The sequence below is a fragment of the Massilia sp. IC2-477 genome (genome assembly GCF_020707265.1).
Lineage (GTDB): Bacteria > Pseudomonadota > Gammaproteobacteria > Burkholderiales > Burkholderiaceae_D > Telluria.
Window position 1 is genome coordinate 114753 of sequence record NZ_JAJFEQ010000012.1, and the last position, 17405, is coordinate 132157.

A 17405-nucleotide genomic window follows, 5' to 3' on the forward strand; every position below is an offset into this window, starting at 1 on the left:
CTCATGTTCATGCGGGCTCCCCTGCCAGCTCGCGGGCGATCCGATCGTAGTAGGCGCGCACCACCCCGAGATAGCGCGGGTCTTCCAGCAGGAAGGCGTCGTGGCCGTGCGGCGCGTCGATCTCGGCATAGGTCACCTTGCGCCGGTTCGACAGCAGGGCTTCGACGATCTCGCGGCTGCGCTCGGGCGAGAAGCGCCAGTCGGTGGTGAAGGACGCGATCAGGAACTGGGCCTGGGTGTTCTCCAGCGCCTTGGCCAGGTCGCCGCCATGCAGGCCGGCCGGGTCGAAGTAGTCGAGCGCCTTGGTGATCAGGAGGTAGGTATTGGCGTCGAAGTATTCCGAGAACTTGTCGCCCTGGTAGCGCAGGTAGGACTCGATCTCGAAGTCGACGCCGAAGTCGAAGGCGTAGTCGTTGGTCTCGGCCGCGTTGCGCAGGCGGCGGCCGAATTTTTCCGCCATGTCGTCGTTCGACAGGTAGGTGATGTGGCCGACCATGCGCGCCACCTTCAGGCCGTTCTTCGGCACCACGCCGTGTTCATAGAAATCGCCGCCGTGGTAGTCCGGGTCCGTGAGGATGGCCTGGCGCGCCACGTCGTTGAAGGCGATGTTCTGGGCCGACAGCTTGGGGGTGGAGGCGATCACGATGCAGTGGCGCAGGCGCTCGGGGAACATGATGCTCCACGACAGGGCCTGCATGCCGCCGAGCGATCCGCCCATGACGGCGGCGAAGCAGTCGATGCCGAGACGGTCGGCCAGCCTTGCCTGGGCCGTGACCCAGTCTTCCACCGTCAGGAGCGGGAAGGCCGCGCCATACGGCTTGCCGGTGGCCGGATTCGCGTGCATCGGCCCGGTCGAGCCGAAGCAGGAGCCGAGGTTGTTCACGCCGATCACGAAGAAGCGGTTGGTGTCGACCGGCTTGCCCGGGCCGACCATGTTGTCCCACCAGCCCTGGCTCTTGGGCTGGCCGGCATAGGTGCCGGCCACGTGGTGCGAGGCGTTCAGGGCGTGGCAGATCAGCACCGCGTTCGACTTGTCGGCGTTGAGGGTGCCATAGGTTTCATACATCAGCGTGTAGTCGCCGATGCTGGCGCCGCTTTGCAGGCGCAGCGGCTCGGCGAAGTGCATCGCCTGTGGTGTGACGTTTCCGATCGATCCCATGGAAGCTGTGGAGGTATTTCTTGTCAGAGGGTTTGCAGCTGTTCGACGGCGTTCGCGATCTCGTCCGGTTCGATCGAGCGCAGGATGCGGCGCGTACGCGTGGTGATTGCCGACAGGTCGCTGTTCAGGATTTCCTGTTTCACCGACAGCAGCTGGGCCGGATGCATCGAGAATTCGCGCAGGCCCATGCCGAGCAGCAGGCGGGTGAGCTTGGGATCGCCCGCCATCTCGCCGCACACGGCGACGTCCAGCCCGGCCTTCTGGCCGACCGCGATAGTCTGGGCGATCAGCATCAGGACCGCCGGGTGCAGCGGATTGTACAGGTGCGCCACTTCGTAGTCGACGCGGTCGATCGCCAGCAGGTACTGGATCAGGTCATTGGTGCCGATCGACAGGAACTGCATGCGCTTGACGAACATCGGCAGCGCCAGCGCGGCGGCGGGAATCTCGATCATGGCGCCGACTTCCACGCCCGGATCGTACTTGATGCCCTCGTCGCGCAGCTGCGCCTTGGCCTGCTCGATCATCGACAGGGTCTGGTCGATCTCGAAGGCGTGCGCCAGCATCGGGATCAGGATCCGCACCTTGCCGAAGGCGGAGGCGCGCAGGATCGCGCGCAGCTGGGTCAGGAACAGCTGGGGTTCGGCCAGGCAGTAGCGGATCGCGCGCAGGCCCAGGGCCGGATTCAGGGCCGTGTGCTCGGTCGGGTCGAGCGGCTTGTCGGCGCCCACGTCCAGGGTGCGGATGGTGACCGGGCGGCCCTTCATCGCTACCACCGCCTTGCGGTACTGCTCGAACTGCTCGTCCTCGCCCGGGATGCGCAGGGCCGCAGTGCCGATCCCGCCGCGGCCCATGAACAGGAATTCGGAACGGAACAGGCCGACGCCGGCGGCGCCGGCATCGAGCGCGGCCGGGCAGTCGTCCGGCAGTTCGATGTTGGCCAGCAGCGTGACCGCGGTGCCGTCCTTCGTCACCGCCGGGGTCTTCTTGAGCTTGAGCAGGCGCTTGCGCGCCTTGCCCAGCGCGGCCTGGCGCGCGCGGTACTGTTCCAGCACCAGCTGGCTCGGGTTGCAGATCACCACGCCGGCGTCGCCGTCGATGATCACCCAGTCGTCCTGCTCGACCAGGCGCGAGGCCTGGCTCATGCCGACCACCGCCGGGATGTCGAGCGAGCGCGCGACGATCGCGGTGTGCGAGTTCTGGCCGCCGACGTCGGTGACGAAGCCGACGAAGGAACGGGCGGCGCCGTCGCGGTCGCGGAAGGCCAGCATGTCGGCCGGCGAGATGTCGTGGGCCACCACGATCATCTGCGGCACGGCGCTGTCTTCGCCCACCAGCGGCGGCGGGATCTCGAGCGCGGTGCCCATCAGGACCTTCAGCACGCGCTCGGCCACCTGCTGGATGTCGTGCTTGCGCTCGCGCAGGTACTCGTCCTCGATCTCGTCGAACTGGGAAGACAGCTCGTCGATCTGGGTCACCAGGGCCCATTCGGCGTTGTAGTGGCGCGAGCGGATGATGTCGAGCGGCGCTTCCGAGATCATCGGGTCGGACAGGATCAGCGCATGCACGTCGATGAAGGCGCCCAGCTCGGTCGGGGCGTCCTTGGGCAGCTCGGTCCACAGGGCCTGCAGGCCGCGGTGCACCTCAAGGATGGCGTGCTGCAGGCGCTTGACCTCGGCCTCGACCTGCTCTTCCGGCACCAGGTAATGCTTGACGTCGAGCGCGGCCGGCGTGAGCAGGTGCGCGCGGCCGATCGAGATGCCGCGCGAAACCGGAATGCCGTGGAGCGTGAACGATGCCATCGAATGTCCCGTGGGGCGGGGCTGCGGCATTACTCGCCTTCGCCGAACTTGTCGTTGATCAGGCCCGTCAGGGCGGCGATGCACGCCTCTTCGTCCTCGCCATCCGCTTCGAGCAGCACTTTCGCGCCCTTGCCGGCGGCGAGCATCATGACGCCCATGATCGACTTGGCATTGATACGGCGTCCATTACGGGTGAGCCAGACGTCGCTCTTGAACTTGGCGGCCAGCTGGGTGAACTTGGCGGAGGCGCGGGCGTGCAGGCCCAGCTTGTTGATGATTTCGAGTTCCTGTTGAATCATGTTCTCTTTATATGCCCGTGGCCAGGTTTGTCGTTATAGGTTCGTTTAGCTCGATCCGACGCGGATTCGGTTATCGACCCGCACCGCGCCGTTCTGGGCGCCGGCCAGGGCCATCTCCACCACGACGTCGAGGGTGTCGCGGCGGTAGGTGATCGCACGCAGCAGCATCGGCAGGCTGATGCCGGCGATGACTTCCACGTGGCCGGCGTCGGCCAGCGAATTGCAGCAGTTGGACGGCGTCCCGCCCTTGATATCGGTGATGACCAGCACCCCGTCGCCCTCGTCCAGGCGCGCGATCGCCTCCTTGGCGAGGCAGTTCACCTCGCTCAGGTCCTGGTCGGCGGTCACGTCGATCGCCTCGAAACGCTCGGTGGGGCCACGGAATACGTGGGCCACCGCCGCGATGAATGCCTGGCCCAGCGGAGCGTGGGTCATCAGCAGGATGCCTACCATGTCAGTGCTTTTCAGTTGCTTTCAGTTCGACCGCGTCGATGAACATCGCGGCCACGTCGAATCCGGTCTGGTCGGTGATCTCCTGGAAGCAGGTCGGGCTGGTGACATTTACTTCGGTCAGGAAATCGCCGATCACATCCAATCCTACCAGCAACAGGCCACGGGCCGCCAGTTCCGGGCCGATGGCCTCGGCGATCTCGCGCTCGCGCGCCGTGATCGGCTGGGCCACGCCCAGGCCGCCGGCCGCCAGGTTGCCGCGCACTTCGTTCCCCTGCGGGATGCGCGCCAGCGTGAAAGGCACCGGCTTGCCGTCGATGACCAGCACGCGCTTGTCGCCCTGCTTGATCGCCGGGATGTACTTCTGGGCCATGATGGTGTGCCTGCCGTTGGCGGTAAGCGACTCGATCACGGAGCCCAGGTTCATGCCGTCGTCCTTGACGCGGAAGATGCCGGCGCCGCCCATGCCGTCCAGCGGCTTGAAGATCACGTCGCCGTGCTTCTCGTGGAAGGCGCGCAGGCGCGCCGCGCTTGAGGTGACCAGGGTCGGCGAGGTGTACTGGCTGAATTGGCCGATGGTCAGCTTCTCGTTGTGGTCGCGGATCGCGCCCGGGCGGTTGAACACGCGCGCGCCCTGGCGCTCGGCCAGTTCCAGCAGATAGGTGCCGTACACGTATTCCATGTCGAAGGGCGGGTCCTTGCGCTCGATGACGGCGTCGAAGAAGGACAGGCGCACGCTTTCCGGCCGGTCGGCGCGGTACCATGCATCGGTTTCGCCGGTCAGGTGGATGCGGGTGACGACGGCGCTCACCACGCCCTCTTCCAGCACCATGTCACGCTGCTCGAAGGCGTAGACGGCATGGCCGCGCTTCGCGGCTTCGCGCATCATCGCGAAAGTCGAATCCTTGTAAATCTTGAAGGTGGAGAGCGGGTCGGCGAGGAAAGCGATCTTCATGGGGGATCCATTGCGGGGAATGCCTTGATTTTAGCCGGAAACGCAAATGTTCGCGGACGGGCCCTGCTTTCGGCACCAGCGTGGTGCAAGACGCGAATTCCGGATTGCATTTGTGCATCCGCAGTCCGGGCGCATGAGCCGCGTCAAGGCTTGCGCTGGCCCGCCTGCCACCATGGCTCAATGGACGCGCACACAGACAAACAGGCGGAACAGGACCGTATCCGGGAGGTGTACCAGCGCTGGCACGGCGGGGCGGCCCTCGACCGCTACGCCTGGCACCGGCCGGAAATCCTGCAGCAGGTGGCGGCGCGTTCGCGTGCGTTCGCCGCCCTCCTCTCCGAAACCCTGGGCGGCGACCTGTCGGCGCTGAAGGTGCTCGACGTCGGCTGCGGCACCGGCGGCTTCCTGCGCCAGCTGATCGACTGGGGCGCCGATCCGGACCGCCTGACCGGCACCGAGCTGCAGCAGGACCGGCTCGACTACGCGCGCCATTACACCGCCGCTGAAGTCAGCTGGCGCCTCGGCACCCTCGACACGATGGGATTGCGCAACCAGGATCTGGTGAGCGCGCAGACGGTGTTTTCCTCGATCCTGGATGACGCGCTGCGGCGCGAGCTGGCCGCCCAGATGTGGCGCGCGCTGCGCCCGGGCGGCTGGGTACTGGTGTTCGATTTCCGCTACGACAACCCGCGCAACCGCAACGTGCGCAAGGTGACGCGCGCCGAGCTGGTGTCCTTGTGGCCGGGCGAACGCAGCCGCTACCGCACCCTGATGCTGGCGCCGCCCATCCATCGCCTGCTGGCACGGGCGCCCTGGATGGCCTCCGACCTGCTGGCGGCCATGGCGCCGCCGCTGCGCTCGCACTTCATGTACATGGTGCAAAAAGGGGTTTGACCAGCCCCTCAGCTTAATAGACTTCCGGGTTCGGATCGGTACGCTCGAGCTCCAGCGACGCGGCCAGCAGGCCCAGGCGCGCCACCACGCCGTACACGTAGAAGCGGTTCGGCGCCGCCGTGCCCGGCTTGGCCTTGAGGTCCGGCACCGCGTGCTGCTGGGCGAAGGCCAGCGGCACGTACTGCGAGCCCGGCGCGTTCAGGTTCTGGTCGATGCCGCGCTCGGCGTGCACGCGATAGAACCCACCCACCACGTAACGGTCAATCATGTAGACCACCGGCTCGGCCACCGCGTCGTTGATCGATTCGAAGGTCGGCACGCCTTCCTGCACGATCATGTCGGTGACGGCCACGCCATCCTTGATGACCGTCATCTTGTTGCGCTGGGCGCGGCTCAGGTCCTTCACCTCGCTGGCGTCCTTCACGGTCATGACGCCCATGCCATAGGTGCCGGCGTCCGGCTTGACGATCACGAAGGGCTTCTGCTCCTTCATGCCGTATTCCTTGTACTTCTTCTTGATCTTCGAGAGCAGCGCCGACACCGCATCGGCCAGCTGCTCGGTGCCCACGTCTTCCTGCAGGTCGATTTCGCCGACCTTGCTGTGCAGCGGGTTGACCAGCCAGGGATCGATCTCGATCAGCTTGCCGAACTTCTTGGCCACCTCATCGAAGGCCTTGAAGTGGTTGCTCTTGCGGCGCAGCGCCCAGCCGGCGTGCAGCGGCGGCAGCAGCGACTGCTCGTGGATGTTTTCCAGGATCGACGGGATGCCGGCCGAGAGATCGTTGTTGAGCAGGATGGTGCAGGGGTCGAAGTCGGCCAGGCCGACGCGGCGGCCGTTCGGCGAGCGCACCAGCGGCTCGACCACCAGCATGTTGCCATCAGGCAGCGCCAGCGGCGTCGGCTGGGTGACGTCGGGCGACAGCGAGCCCAGGCGCACGTGCAGGCCGGTCTGGCGGAAAATCTGCATCAGGCGCGCCACGTTCTGCAGGTACATCGGGTTGCGCGTGTGGACTTCCGGGATCATCAGGAGATTACGCGCGTCCGGGCAGTACTTGTCGATCGCGGCCATGGCGGCCTGCACCGCCAGCGGCAGCATCTCGGTGGACAGGTTGTTGAAGCCGCCCGGGAACAGGTTGGTATCCACCGGCGCCAGCTTGTAGCCGGCATTGCGCAGGTCGACCGAGCAGTAGAACGGCGGCGTATGCTCCTGCCACTCGAGGCGGAACCAGCGCTCGATGGCGGGCGTGGCTTCGAGAATCTTCTTCTCCAGGTCCAGGAGGGGACCGGTCAGGGCGGTGGCGAGGTGCGGAACCATGGTGTGACGTCCTAGTGATGGCTTATTCGAATTATATCGGTAGCCTCATATAGGGACGAATATGCTTATTTAAAGTCTGAATTGCCATAAACGCAAAAAGGCGCCCCGAGGGGCGCCTTTGCAGAAGCAGTGAGGCTCAGGCGTGGTAAGCCGATTCGCCGTGGCTGGTGATATCCAGGCCCTCGCGCTCCTGGTCCGCCGGCACGCGCAGGCCGACCACCACATCCACCAGCTTGAAGGCGACGAAGGCGACCACCGCCGACCACACGATGGTGATGCCGACCGCCTGGGCCTGCACCCAGACCTGGTTGGCGATCGAGTAGTCCGGCGAGCCCTTGTTGGCGATGTAGTCCCAGATGCCCTGCCCGCCCAGCTGCGGCGCGGCGAACACGCCGGTGAGCAGCGCGCCCAGGATGCCGCCCACGCCGTGCACGCCGAACACGTCGAGCGAGTCGTCGGCGCCCAGCAGGCGCTTCAGGCCGGTCACGCCCCACAGGCAGATGACGCCGGCCAGCAGGCCCATGACCAGGGCGCCCATCGGACCGACGAAGCCGCAGCCCGGGGTGATCGCCACCAGGCCCGACACCGCGCCCGAGACCGCGCCCAGCAGCGACGGCTTGCGCTTGAAGATCCACTCGCCGAACATCCACGACACGGCCGCCGCGGCGGTCGCCAGCAGGGTGTTGATGAAGGCCAGCGCCGCGATGTCGCCCGCTTCCAGCGCCGAACCGGCATTGAAGCCGAACCAGCCCACCCACAGCAGCGAGGCGCCGATCATGGTCATGGTGAGCGAGTGCGGGGCCATCGATTCGCGGCCCAGGCCGATGCGCTTGCCGATGACATAGGCGCCGACCAGGCCGGCCACTGCGGCGTTGATGTGCACCACGGTGCCGCCCGCGAAGTCGAGCGCGCCCTTCTGCCACAGGAAGCCGGCATTGCCGGTGACGGTGGCCAGGGTCGAGGCGTCGGTGATCGCATCCGGGCCGGCCCAGAACCAGACCATGTGGGCCACCGGCAGGTAGCCGAACGTGAACCACAGCACCATGAACAGCAGCACCGCCGCGAAGCGCACGCGCTCGGCAAAGGCGCCGACGATCAGGCCGCAGGTGATGGCGGCAAAGGTGCCCTGGAAGGCCACGAAGATGAACTCGGGGATCATGGTCTCCTTGCTGAAGGTGGCGGCCTGGCTGAACGTGCCGGCCGCGGCATCGTAGATGCCGTTCAGGAAGACGCGGTCGAAGCCGCCGATGAAGGCGTTACCCTGGGTGAAGGCCAGCGAGTAGCCGTACAGGCACCACAGGACGATGATCAGGGAAAAGACCATAAAGACCTGCATCAGCACCGACAGCATGTTCTTGGCGCGCACCAGGCCGCCGTAGAACAGGGCCAGGCCGGGGATCGACATCATGATGACCAGCAAGGTGGCGACGAACATCCAGGCGGTGTCGCCCTTGTTGATCGTGGGCGCGGCCAGGGCCGGCAGCGCCAGGCCGGCGGCCATTGCACCGGCGAGGAGTTTGGTGGTGAGTTTCATCGGGTTTCCCTTACAGTGCTTCGTTGCCGGTCTCGCCGGTACGGATACGGATGACCTGGTTGAGGTCGGCCACGAAAATCTTGCCGTCACCGATCTTGCCGGTGCGGGCGGCGCCCGAGATGGCGTCGATGACCTGGTCGACCACGGCGTCGTCGACGGCGGCCTCGATCTTGATCTTCGGCAGGAAATCGACCACGTATTCCGCGCCGCGGTACAGCTCGGTGTGGCCCTTCTGGCGACCGAAGCCCTTCACTTCGGTCACGGTCATGCCCTGGACATTGATCTCCGACAGCGCTTCACGCACTTCGTCCAGCTTGAAGGGTTTGATGATGGCGGTAATCATTTTCATGGTCTTGCCTCGTTTCAGAAAGTTTTGGACAGGGTCAGGATGGCGCCCGACTTGCCGAGGTTCTTGCCCTGCGGACTGAGGTAAGCGTCGGTATTGGCCTTGATCCAGGCCAGCGACAGGGTCGCCACGCCAAGGTCCTTGGTCACGCCGACCTTGTAGTCGGAATAGGAGTACTGGCTGTTGTGGGCGACCTTCTGGTGGCCGGCATGCAGGTTCAGGATGAAGCCGCTGCCGACATCGACGTCGGCGCCCACGTCGAGGTAGCCGCTGCCCTTGCTGTCGGCGGTGCCGAACAGGTTGGTGGTCGAGTGCGAGTACTTGACATAGGCCGGGCCAAAACCGAGCCGCGCATACAGTTCGAAGGTATTGGCACGCGGGTTCAGGCCATTGTCCGGATACCAGTAATACAGGCCGCCGACGTCATAGGTGACGGATTCGCCCAGGTTGCCGCGCTTGCCGCCGTAGATGTCCCATTCGATGTTGCCGTCGCCGCCGAGGTCCTTCGTCCATTTGATGGTGGACAGCCAGGTGCCCACGTACAGGCCGGTCGGGCCGTGCACGTAGTCGGCGCCGCCCTGCAGCGCCGGGTCAAACCGGGTTTGCGACAGGCCGCGGTAACGGTAGTCGCTGGTGATGGCGGCGTTGTAGCTGACTTGATGCTCAGGAGCAGCTTCCTGCGCAAATGCTGGCACGTTCGACAAAGCGAAGACGACCCAGATTGCTGCACTTGTGTTGCACTTCATGACATTCCCCTTATATTCAACAGTTGGCGCACGGCTGAACCGTGTCTTGGGCTGTTGCGGTTTACAATCCTGTTTGCTACACGCCTGACAACTCTTTAGCAGGATGCGTGCCAGCCTAAAAAGCGCGATCGGGGTGCTTGTTTTCTCAGCCATCTGCCCCATTTGTGATTCGAACAACCAGGAAAACCCGCGCGCCCTGCGTTTGCGACGGCGCCGCGCACCAAAGCGGATGGCAGCGCACCGTGGTGGTGCAGCGCTCCGACAGATAGGAAATGGACATGAACAACTTCTTCAACGACATCCAGGGCAAGATCAACCAGGCGCTGGAGAGCACCCCGGCCAAGGATATCGAGCGCAACGTCAAGGCCATGATGACCCAGGGCTTCTCGAAGCTCGACCTCGTCACCCGCGAAGAATTCGACATCCAGGCCCAGGTGCTGGCCAAGACCCGCGCCAAGCTCGAGGCGCTGGAACTGCGCGTGGTGGAACTGGAATCGCGCCTGGCGGCCCAGGGCACGTCCAGCCCATCCGCCGCATCCGGCCTGGCCGCCGCCAGCGCCGCGGCGGCGTCCAACGAGCCGCTTCCGGGCGCCACCGACCCGTCCGCGCCGCACGTCATCCTCGACAAGCCATGAACTTCAGGTGGCATTCATGCACATGAATGCACCCGATACGCCGCCCGGCGCCCTGGCGCCGCAGGAGGTCTCGCTCGACGTCCTGCGCGAGAAATATGCCAAGGGCGAAGAACGCAGCATCGGCGACGTCCGCCGGCGCGTGGCGCGCGCCCTCGCCGCGCTCGAACCCGAGGAGCGGCGCGCCGAACTGGAAGCACGCTTCCTGTGGGCCCAGGAACAGGGCTTCGTACCGGCCGGGCGCATCAATTCGGCCGCCGGCCTCGGCCTGCAGGCCACCCTCATCAACTGCTTCGTCCAGCCGGTCGGCGATTCCATCTCCGGCGCCGAGGACGGCCTGCCCGGTATCTATACGGCCCTGGCGGAGGCCGCCGAGACCATGCGCCGCGGCGGCGGCGTCGGCTACGACTTCAGCGCCATCCGCCCGATGGGCAGCAAGGTGCACGGCACCCGCTCGCGCGCCTCGGGCCCGGTCTCCTATATGGAAGTGTTCGACGCCTCCTGCCGCACGGTGGAATCGGCCGGCGCCCGGCGCGGCGCCCAGATGGGCGTGCTGCGCATCGACCACCCCGACATCGAGCGCTTCATCGCCGCCAAGGACGCGGGCGGGCTCACCAACTTCAACATCTCGGTCGGCGTGACCGACGACTTCATGCGCGCGGTCGAAGCGGACGCCATGTTCGAGCTGGTGCACCGCGCCGAACCGGGCGATGAAGAAACAGGCGCCCGGCTGCGCGAAGACGGCCGCTGGGTCTACCGCCAGGTCTCCGCGCGCGCACTGTGGGACAAGATCATCGCCTCGACCTACGACCATGCCGAGCCGGGCGTGTTGTTCGTGGACCGGATGAATGCCGAGAACAACCTGTGGTACGCGGAAGAGCTGCGCGCCACCAATCCCTGCGGCGAGCAGCCGCTGCCCGCCTACGGCTGCTGCGACCTGGGCTCGGTCAACCTGACCGCTTTCGTCAACGATCCTTTCGGCGCCAGTCCCTCCTTCGACTTCGAGCGCATGTGCGAAGTCGCCGCCGTCGGCGTGCGCATGCTCGACCTGGTGCTCGATGCCACCGAATGGCCGCTGCCGCAGCAGGCAGCCGAGTCGCAGGCCAAGCGCCGCATCGGCCTGGGCTTCCTGGGCCTGGGCAGCGCCCTCGTCATGCTGGGGCTGCGCTACGATTCGAACGAAGGCCGCGCCATGGCGGCGCGCATCGCCGAGACCCTGCGCGACGCGGCCTACGCCACCTCGGTCGAGCTGGCGCGCGAAAAGGGCGCGTTCCCGCTGTTCGATGCGGACCAGTACCTGCAGGGCCAGTTCGTGTCACGCCTGCCGGACTGGCTGCGCGACGCGATTCGCATGTACGGCATCCGCAATTCGCACCTGCTGTCGATCGCGCCCACCGGCACCATCTCGCTCGCCTTTGCCGACAATGCCTCGAACGGCATCGAACCGCCCTATTCCTGGACCTACCAGCGCAGGAAGCGCATGCCGGACGGCAGCTGGCGCAGCTACGAGGTCGAGGACCACGCCTGGCGCCTGTATCGCCAGATGGGCCACGACACGGACGCGCTGCCGCCTGCCTTTGTGACCGCCCTCGAGATGCGCGCCCTTGACCACTTGCGCATGGTGCAGGCGGTGCAGCCCTTCATCGACACCGCGATTTCGAAGACGGTCAACGTGCCCGCGGATTACCCCTTCGACGACTTCCGCGAGCTGTACGGCCAGGCCTGGCATGCGGGCCTGAAGGGCCTGGCGACCTATCGCCCGAACACGGTGCTGGGCAGCGTGCTGTCGACGGCGCCGCAAGGATCTCCCGCCGCCGTGCCTGACGACGACCCGCTGCGCAAGCGCTTCGAGCGCCGCCCGCTGGGCGAACTGGAATCGGTGACCTCGAAAATCGAATACTCGACCCAGGAAGGCCGCAAGACCGCCTACCTGACGGTGAGCTTCATCCGCGCCGACGGCGTCCATGAGGGGAAACCCGTGACGGTCGAGCGTCCCTTCGAGTTCTTCATGCCCTCGAACCAGCGCACCGATGGGCAGCAATGGATCACGGCCTCGATGCGCCTCTTGTCGATGGTGGCGCGCGCCGGCGGGCCGATCGCGCGGGCGCTGGCCGACATGCGCGACGTGGTCTGGGAAAAAGGTCCGGTACGCTGCGGCATGCTGACCCGCGAAGACGGCACCCAGGTACCGGTCTACCATGACTCGGAAGTGGCGGCGATCGCCTTCATGCTGCAGCGCGTGCTGATCCGGCGCGGCTTCCTCGACGCCTGGGGCAACCAGGTGCCGGTCCCCGAACTGGCGCGCAACTTCGCCGCGCGCGGCAAAGGCTTCGTGCCTGAAGCCGAGCCGCAGCCGCCGACCAGTTCCGGCGCCCTGCCCGTGGTGAGCGGCGCCAAGTGCCCGGAATGCGGCGCCCGTGCGCTGCGCAAGGTCGACGGTTGCACCCGCTGCTGCGAGTGCCACTACGTCGGCGAGTGCGGCTGACGGATCTCCCGAAAGTTTGCGCGAACATATTGCCGAGATAGTGTGATATCGTTGGCAGCCATTCAACAATGGTTGCGCAAACATGCTCACTTCCTTCCGCAAAATCAAAGGCCTGCGCTGGTGGATGATCGCGCTCGTGATGCTGGGGGCGGTCATCAACTACCTTACCCGCAGCACCCTGGCCGTGGCCGCGCCCACCCTGCTGAAGGAACTGGAGATCAGCACCGCCGAGTACTCCTACATCACGGCGGCCTTCCAGGGTGCGATCATGCTGCAGCCCTTGTGCGGCTACGTGCTGGACGTGCTCGGGCTGAAATTCGGCTTCGCAATGTTCGCGGCCGCATGGTCGGTAATCTGCATGCTGCATGGTTTTGCCACCAACTGGCAGACCCTGGCGGTGCTGCGCGGCCTGCTGGGCCTCGCGGAAGGCTCGGCCAATCCGGCCGGGATGAAGGCGGTGTCCGAATGGTTCCCCGCGAAAGAGCGCGGCATGGCGGGCGGCATCTACAACATCGGCGCCTCGTTCGGCTCGATGTTGGCCCCGCCCTTGGTGGTGTGGGCGATCCTGCACTACAACTGGCAGTCCGCCTTTGTGATCACCGGCGCGCTCGGCCTGGTGTGGGTGGCCATGTGGCTGCTGCTGTACGACGCGCCGGCGCGCCACCGGCGCTTGTCAAAAGCCGAGGCGGAACATATCGCAGCCGGCCAGGAGCGCCACCTCGAGGGCGACGGCAAGCGTCCCTCCGTGACCAGCATCCTCAGGCAGCGCAACTTCTGGGGCATCGCCCTGCCGCGCTTTCTCGCCGACCCGGCCTGGGGCACGCTGGCCTTCTGGGTGCCCCTCTACCTGACCACGGTGCGCGGCTTCGACCTGAAGCAGATCGCCATGTTCGCCTGGCTGCCCTTCCTCGCGGCCGACCTGGGCTGCCTGTTCGGTCCCGCCGTGGTGCTGTGGCTGCAAAAGCGCGGCGTGCGCCTGGTGAATGCCCGCCGCGGCGCCTTCACGCTGGGCGCCGTCATGATGATGGGCGTGGCTTTCGTCGGCTTCGTGGACAACGCCTATGCTGCGATCGCCCTGCTCAGCCTTGCCGGCTTCGCCCACCAGACCCTGTCGGTCACCGTGATCACCATGTCTTCCGACCTGTTCCGCCGCAGCGAAGTGGCGACCGTCGCCGGCATGTGCGGCACCCTCGGCAACCTGGGCCTGCTGCTGTTCTCGCTGCTGATCGGCGGCCTGATGAGCAGCGTGGGCTACACGCCCTTCTTCGTCAGCCTGGCCGTACTCGACCTGGTGGCCGCCGTGCTGCTGTGGTCCATCGTGCGCGAACCGCTGCGCACTCCCACTCCCGCTACCGAACCAGCATGATCCAGAACCCGATACTGCGCGGCTTCAACCCCGACCCGTCCATCGTCCGCGTCGGCGAAGACTATTACATCGCCACCTCCACCTTCGAGTGGTATCCCGGCGTGCAGATCCACCATTCGCGCGACCTGGTGCACTGGCGGCTGGTGTCGCGCCCCTTGAGCCGCGCGAGCCAGCTGAACATGCTGGGCGCCCCGGATTCCTGCGGCGTGTGGGCGCCCTGCCTGACCTGGGCCGACGGCTTGTTCTGGCTGATCTACACCGACGTCAAGCGCTATGGCCGCACCTCCAGCGGCGGCGCGGCGGGCAGCGCCTCGCTGCGCGACTTTCATAACTACCTTGTCACCAGCCCCACCATCGACGGGCCCTGGTCGGATCCGGTGTACCTGAACAGCAGCGGCTTCGACCCGTCGCTGTTCCACGACGAGGACGGGCGCAAGTACCTGCTCAACCAGCTGTGGGACCACCGGCCCGGCAGCACCCGCTTCGCCGGCATCGTGCTGCAAGAATATTCGGTCGAAGAGCGCAAGCTGGTCGGGCAGCGCGAGAACATCTTCCGCGGCACGCCGCACGGCCTCACCGAGGCGCCGCACCTGTACCGGCGCGACGGCTACTACTACCTGCTGACGGCGGAAGGCGGCACCGGCTGGAACCATGGCGTGACCATGGCGCGCTCGCGCGAACTGCGCGGTCCCTACGAGCTGCACCCGGACCAGACCATCCTCAGCGCGCGCAACCGGCCGGACGCCCAGCTGCAGCGCGCCGGCCACGCCGACCTGGTCGACACGCCAGAGGGCGAGACCTATATGGTCTACCTGTGCGGGCGCCCGCTGCGCAACCGCGGCGCCTGCACGCTGGGCCGCGAGACGGCGATCCAGCCGATGGTATGGGGCGAGGACGGCTGGCTGCGCACGCGTGACGGACGCGGAAGCCCGGAACTGCAGGCCGAGGCGCCGCAGCTGGAGGAGCACCCCTTCCCGCCAGAACCCGTGCGCGAAGACTTCGACGGTCCGCAGTTGCCGCTCGCCTTCCAGTGGTTGCGCACCCCGTGGCCGGAGGAGCTCTTCAGCCTGGCCGCACGTCCGGGCCATTTGCGCCTGTTCGGGCGCGAATCGATCGGCAGCCAGTTCCGCCAGGCCCTGGTCGCGCGCAGGCAGGACGGACATTGCTACAGCGCCGCCACGCGCGTCGAGTTCGAGCCGCAGCACTACCAGCAGCAGGCCGGCCTGGTGTGCTACTACGGCGCGGCCAAGTTCCATTACCTGTACCTGAGCCACGACGAGGACCTGGGCAAGCACCTGCGCGTAATGAGCAGCCTGCCGAACCACGTGCAGTCCGACGCCTTCACGCCGCCCATCCCCCTGCCCGCAGGTGTGCCGGTCGAGCTGCGGGTGGAAGTCGATGAAGAGCGGCTGCTGTTCGGCTACCGCCTCCCCGGGGGCGAATGGCAATGGCTGCCGCAGGGGTTCGACGCCAGCATCCTGTCGGACGAAGCCGTGGCGCCGGGACAGCCGAATTTCACCGGCGCCTTTGTCGGCATGGCCTGCCAGGACATGGCGGGAACAAGCCTGCATGCCGACTTCGATTATTTCGACTACCGAGAACGCGCCTTCCTTGCCGATCCCCGGGACGCCTGAATCCTAGTGTTCGTTGCCGGCATAGATCCACATCGGCTCGGTCTTGCCGGCCCGCTCGAAGCCCATCGCCTTGTAGAAGTCGATCGCGGCGCCGTCGGCAGTCAGCATCAGCTGGTGAAAGCCGGCATACCGGGTCAGCATGGACTGCATCATCAGGCGTCCGACGCCCTTGCCCTGGTGCGCCGGGTGCACCAGCATGTGCGGAAAGTAGACCACCAGGTGGCCGTCCGAAATGGCGTTACCGAGTCCGACGAGCTCGCCCTCGATACGCGCCGTCACCAGCGTGTGCGAGTTGCGCAGCGCTGCCATCAGTTGCACCGGCTTCTCGGCCGACGACCAGCCATTGGCGCGATATAGCCGGATCACCTCGTCTTCTTCGAGCCGGTCGGCCAGTAGCACCTCGATGTTCATGGGATCCTTGTTCGGGTTGCGAAATCATCAATAGTACGTGCCGCGGGAAGGGACACGCAAGCGAAACAGATTGCTTGCCGGTCCTGATGCGGCGCACGCACTTTTCCCAAACCGGGGATAATCTTCGCCTATCCCATTCGCTTCACCCACACGAGCACTCACATGAACGATTTCGACAGCGTCCCGCTGGAATTCTTCCAGGATTACCCGGAGCCGGGCGTCAACTTCATCGACGTCGGCTGCATCTTCGATAATCCGGAACATTGGCGCCTCGCCATCGACACCCTGCACGCGAAGACCGACGACCTGCATTTCGACTTCATCCTCGCCATGGACGCGCGCGGATTCATGATCGCTGGCGCGCTCGCTCTGGAGCACAAGGTCGGCTTTGCCATGGCGCGCAAGGCCGGTAAATTGCCGGGCCAGGCGATCAGCATCGATTACAAGCGCGAGTACGGCAGCGCCACCATCGAGATCCAGCCGGAACGCATCAAGGGCCAGCGCGTGCTGATCGTCGACGACGTGCTGGCCACCGGCGGCACCATCGAAGCGGCAGCCTCCCTGCTGCGCCAGCTCGGCAAGGAAGTGGTCGGCGCGGCGGCCCTGTTCGACATCGCCTTCTTCAAGGACAAGCGCGCCCTGACGATGCCCGTCGTGTGCCTGCGCGACGTCTAGACCCGCCATGCGCGCGCCTCGCGCCACATCAGCACCGCGATGACGAGCATGCCCAGCACCGAGGGCAGCAGCTGCGACCAGGGCTGCCCGGCCGTGAACAGGTTGCCGGCGGCCGACGACAGCATGCCGAACAGCGAGGCCGTCATCTTGTAGATGTGCTCATGGCGCCAGAGCCTGGCGTGCCAATGGCGCGGAAAGGCCCAGCGCGCGGCGTCGTAGCCGAGCAGCACGGCCAGCGTGGCGAGCGAAGCATAGACCACGCCCGGCGCCGCCCCAGCCATGCCTTCCGCCAGCATCGGCAGCAGGCCCAGCGCCCAGGCGACAGCGCTTACCGACAGCAGCGCGTCCATCCGGTTCGGCCCGGCGGTCCGGGTGTACAGCACGTGCCAGCCGCTCAGCAGCTGATACGTGACCAGGAGGGTCAGCACGGCGAATAACGGAATGAAGCGGAAGAACAGGTTGCCCACGACGGCGCTGGCACATACCAGCAGCGTGAGCAGGACGAACAGGCGTCCGCGCCTGCGGTGCGGGGCAGTGCCCTTGGCGGCGCCCAGCAGGACCAGGCCGACGCAGATCGCGGCGATACCGGCGCCGACGTGCACGGCGAGATTGAACAGGTGGGGAAGCGACATCGGCATGATCGGCCTCGAAGGAGAATGAGGCAAATGTACGGACAAACGGGAAGGCTGCCGTGGACGATGT

16 protein-coding genes and 1 pseudogene are annotated in these 17405 nt (G+C 66.2%); 6 read left to right on the top strand and 11 right to left on the bottom strand.

Annotated elements, in window-relative coordinates:
* Positions 1-7: 7 nt before the first annotated feature.
* The 5 genes from LK542_RS21370 to gshB are packed head-to-tail and all read right to left on the bottom strand — an operon-like array spanning position 8 to position 4665.
* Entirely contained in the window at positions 8-1159 is a 1152-nt protein-coding gene (locus LK542_RS21370; protein WP_227813505.1) for a homoserine O-acetyltransferase, read from the bottom strand.
* Positions 1160-1182: 23 nt separating this feature from the next.
* Entirely contained in the window at positions 1183-2961 is a 1779-nt protein-coding gene (ptsP, locus tag LK542_RS21375; RefSeq protein ID WP_227813506.1) for a phosphoenolpyruvate--protein phosphotransferase, read from the bottom strand.
* 29 nt (positions 2962-2990) lie between these two features.
* Positions 2991-3260, bottom strand: coding sequence for an HPr family phosphocarrier protein (locus LK542_RS21380; RefSeq protein ID WP_159696553.1), 270 nt, complete (start codon positions 3258-3260; stop codon positions 2991-2993).
* Between the two features lie 45 nt (positions 3261-3305).
* A complete protein-coding gene (locus LK542_RS21385; protein WP_227799804.1) occupies positions 3306-3713 on the bottom strand; it encodes a PTS sugar transporter subunit IIA in 408 nt (135 codons plus the stop codon).
* Between the two features lies 1 nt (position 3714).
* A complete protein-coding gene (gene gshB / locus LK542_RS21390; protein ID WP_227813507.1) occupies positions 3715-4665 on the bottom strand; it encodes a glutathione synthase in 951 nt (316 codons plus the stop codon).
* 180 nt (positions 4666-4845) lie between these two features.
* On the opposite strand from gshB, the gene LK542_RS21395 reads away from it, so the two are divergent.
* Positions 4846-5559 carry a class I SAM-dependent methyltransferase gene (locus LK542_RS21395; protein ID WP_227813508.1) on the top strand — a complete coding sequence of 238 codons (714 nt, stop codon included), beginning with the start codon at positions 4846-4848 and terminating at the stop codon, positions 5557-5559.
* Between the two features lie 13 nt (positions 5560-5572).
* Here LK542_RS21395 and gshA read toward each other — a convergent pair whose 3' ends face one another.
* From gshA to LK542_RS21415, 4 genes are all read right to left on the bottom strand, one after another.
* On the bottom strand, positions 5573-6874 hold the full coding sequence (gshA, locus tag LK542_RS21400) for a glutamate--cysteine ligase (RefSeq protein ID WP_227799801.1): 1302 nt from the start codon (positions 6872-6874) through the stop codon (positions 5573-5575).
* Between the two features lie 136 nt (positions 6875-7010).
* A complete protein-coding gene (amt, locus tag LK542_RS21405; RefSeq protein ID WP_307728989.1) occupies positions 7011-8408 on the bottom strand; it encodes an ammonium transporter in 1398 nt (465 codons plus the stop codon).
* 10 nt (positions 8409-8418) lie between these two features.
* Entirely contained in the window at positions 8419-8757 is a 339-nt protein-coding gene (gene glnK / locus LK542_RS21410) for a P-II family nitrogen regulator (protein ID WP_036247637.1), read from the bottom strand.
* 14 nt (positions 8758-8771) lie between these two features.
* Complete coding sequence (locus tag LK542_RS21415) at positions 8772-9500, bottom strand: TorF family putative porin (protein ID WP_227799800.1); 729 nt, start codon at positions 9498-9500, stop codon at positions 8772-8774.
* Positions 9501-9772: 272 nt separating this feature from the next.
* Here LK542_RS21415 and LK542_RS21420 point away from each other — a divergent pair.
* From LK542_RS21420 to LK542_RS21435, 4 genes and pseudogenes are all read left to right on the top strand, one after another.
* Positions 9773-10003, top strand: a pseudogene (locus tag LK542_RS21420) (accessory factor UbiK family protein); the annotation flags it as partial.
* A 154-nt stretch (positions 10004-10157) separates the two neighbouring features.
* The gene (locus LK542_RS21425; protein WP_227813523.1) at positions 10158-12617 is read left to right on the top strand and encodes an adenosylcobalamin-dependent ribonucleoside-diphosphate reductase; all 2460 of its coding nucleotides are present in this window, start codon (positions 10158-10160) and stop codon (positions 12615-12617) included.
* Between the two features lie 82 nt (positions 12618-12699).
* The gene (locus LK542_RS21430) at positions 12700-13983 is read left to right on the top strand and encodes an MFS transporter (protein ID WP_227813509.1); all 1284 of its coding nucleotides are present in this window, start codon (positions 12700-12702) and stop codon (positions 13981-13983) included.
* Entirely contained in the window at positions 13980-15617 is a 1638-nt protein-coding gene (locus LK542_RS21435) for a glycoside hydrolase family 43 protein (protein WP_227813510.1), read from the top strand. Before LK542_RS21430 ends, LK542_RS21435 begins: the two co-directional genes overlap by 4 nt.
* Positions 15618-15620: 3 nt before the next feature.
* On the opposite strand, the gene LK542_RS21440 is transcribed toward LK542_RS21435, so the two are convergent.
* A complete protein-coding gene (locus LK542_RS21440; protein ID WP_227813511.1) occupies positions 15621-16028 on the bottom strand; it encodes a GNAT family N-acetyltransferase in 408 nt (135 codons plus the stop codon).
* 162 nt (positions 16029-16190) lie between these two features.
* On the opposite strand from LK542_RS21440, the gene LK542_RS21445 reads away from it, so the two are divergent.
* Positions 16191-16703: an adenine phosphoribosyltransferase gene (locus LK542_RS21445; protein ID WP_227813512.1), complete on the top strand. Its 513-nt coding sequence runs from the start codon at positions 16191-16193 to the stop codon at positions 16701-16703.
* Here the strand turns inward: LK542_RS21445 and LK542_RS21450 are convergent.
* A complete protein-coding gene (locus tag LK542_RS21450) occupies positions 16700-17341 on the bottom strand; it encodes a hypothetical protein (RefSeq protein ID WP_227813513.1) in 642 nt (213 codons plus the stop codon). The two genes, LK542_RS21445 and LK542_RS21450, sit on opposite strands and share 4 nt — an antisense overlap.
* Positions 17342-17405 lie beyond the last annotated feature (64 nt).

Excerpts from the sequence above, each read along its gene's own strand:
- LK542_RS21395 (WP_227813508.1), top strand. The coding sequence starts at position 4,846 with ATGGACGCGCACACAGACAAACAGGCGGAACAGGACCGTATCCGGGAG.
- amt (WP_307728989.1), bottom strand. The coding sequence starts at position 8,408 with ATGAAACTCACCACCAAACTCCTCGCCGGTGCAATGGCCGCCGGCCTG.
- gshB (WP_227813507.1), bottom strand. The coding sequence starts at position 4,665 with ATGAAGATCGCTTTCCTCGCCGACCCGCTCTCCACCTTCAAGATTTAC.
- glnK (WP_036247637.1), bottom strand. The coding sequence starts at position 8,757 with ATGAAAATGATTACCGCCATCATCAAACCCTTCAAGCTGGACGAAGTG.
- LK542_RS21435 (WP_227813510.1), top strand. The coding sequence starts at position 13,980 with ATGATCCAGAACCCGATACTGCGCGGCTTCAACCCCGACCCGTCCATC.
- LK542_RS21430 (WP_227813509.1), top strand. The coding sequence starts at position 12,700 with ATGCTCACTTCCTTCCGCAAAATCAAAGGCCTGCGCTGGTGGATGATC.
- LK542_RS21440 (WP_227813511.1), bottom strand. The coding sequence starts at position 16,028 with ATGAACATCGAGGTGCTACTGGCCGACCGGCTCGAAGAAGACGAGGTG.
- LK542_RS21425 (WP_227813523.1), top strand. The coding sequence starts at position 10,158 with ATGAATGCACCCGATACGCCGCCCGGCGCCCTGGCGCCGCAGGAGGTC.
- LK542_RS21370 (WP_227813505.1), bottom strand. The coding sequence starts at position 1,159 with ATGGGATCGATCGGAAACGTCACACCACAGGCGATGCACTTCGCCGAG.
- gshA (WP_227799801.1), bottom strand. The coding sequence starts at position 6,874 with ATGGTTCCGCACCTCGCCACCGCCCTGACCGGTCCCCTCCTGGACCTG.
- LK542_RS21450 (WP_227813513.1), bottom strand. The coding sequence starts at position 17,341 with ATGCCGATGTCGCTTCCCCACCTGTTCAATCTCGCCGTGCACGTCGGC.
- LK542_RS21445 (WP_227813512.1), top strand. The coding sequence starts at position 16,191 with ATGAACGATTTCGACAGCGTCCCGCTGGAATTCTTCCAGGATTACCCG.
- LK542_RS21385 (WP_227799804.1), bottom strand. The coding sequence starts at position 3,713 with ATGGTAGGCATCCTGCTGATGACCCACGCTCCGCTGGGCCAGGCATTC.
- LK542_RS21415 (WP_227799800.1), bottom strand. The coding sequence starts at position 9,500 with ATGAAGTGCAACACAAGTGCAGCAATCTGGGTCGTCTTCGCTTTGTCG.
- ptsP (WP_227813506.1), bottom strand. The coding sequence starts at position 2,961 with ATGGCATCGTTCACGCTCCACGGCATTCCGGTTTCGCGCGGCATCTCG.
- LK542_RS21380 (WP_159696553.1), bottom strand. The coding sequence starts at position 3,260 with ATGATTCAACAGGAACTCGAAATCATCAACAAGCTGGGCCTGCACGCC.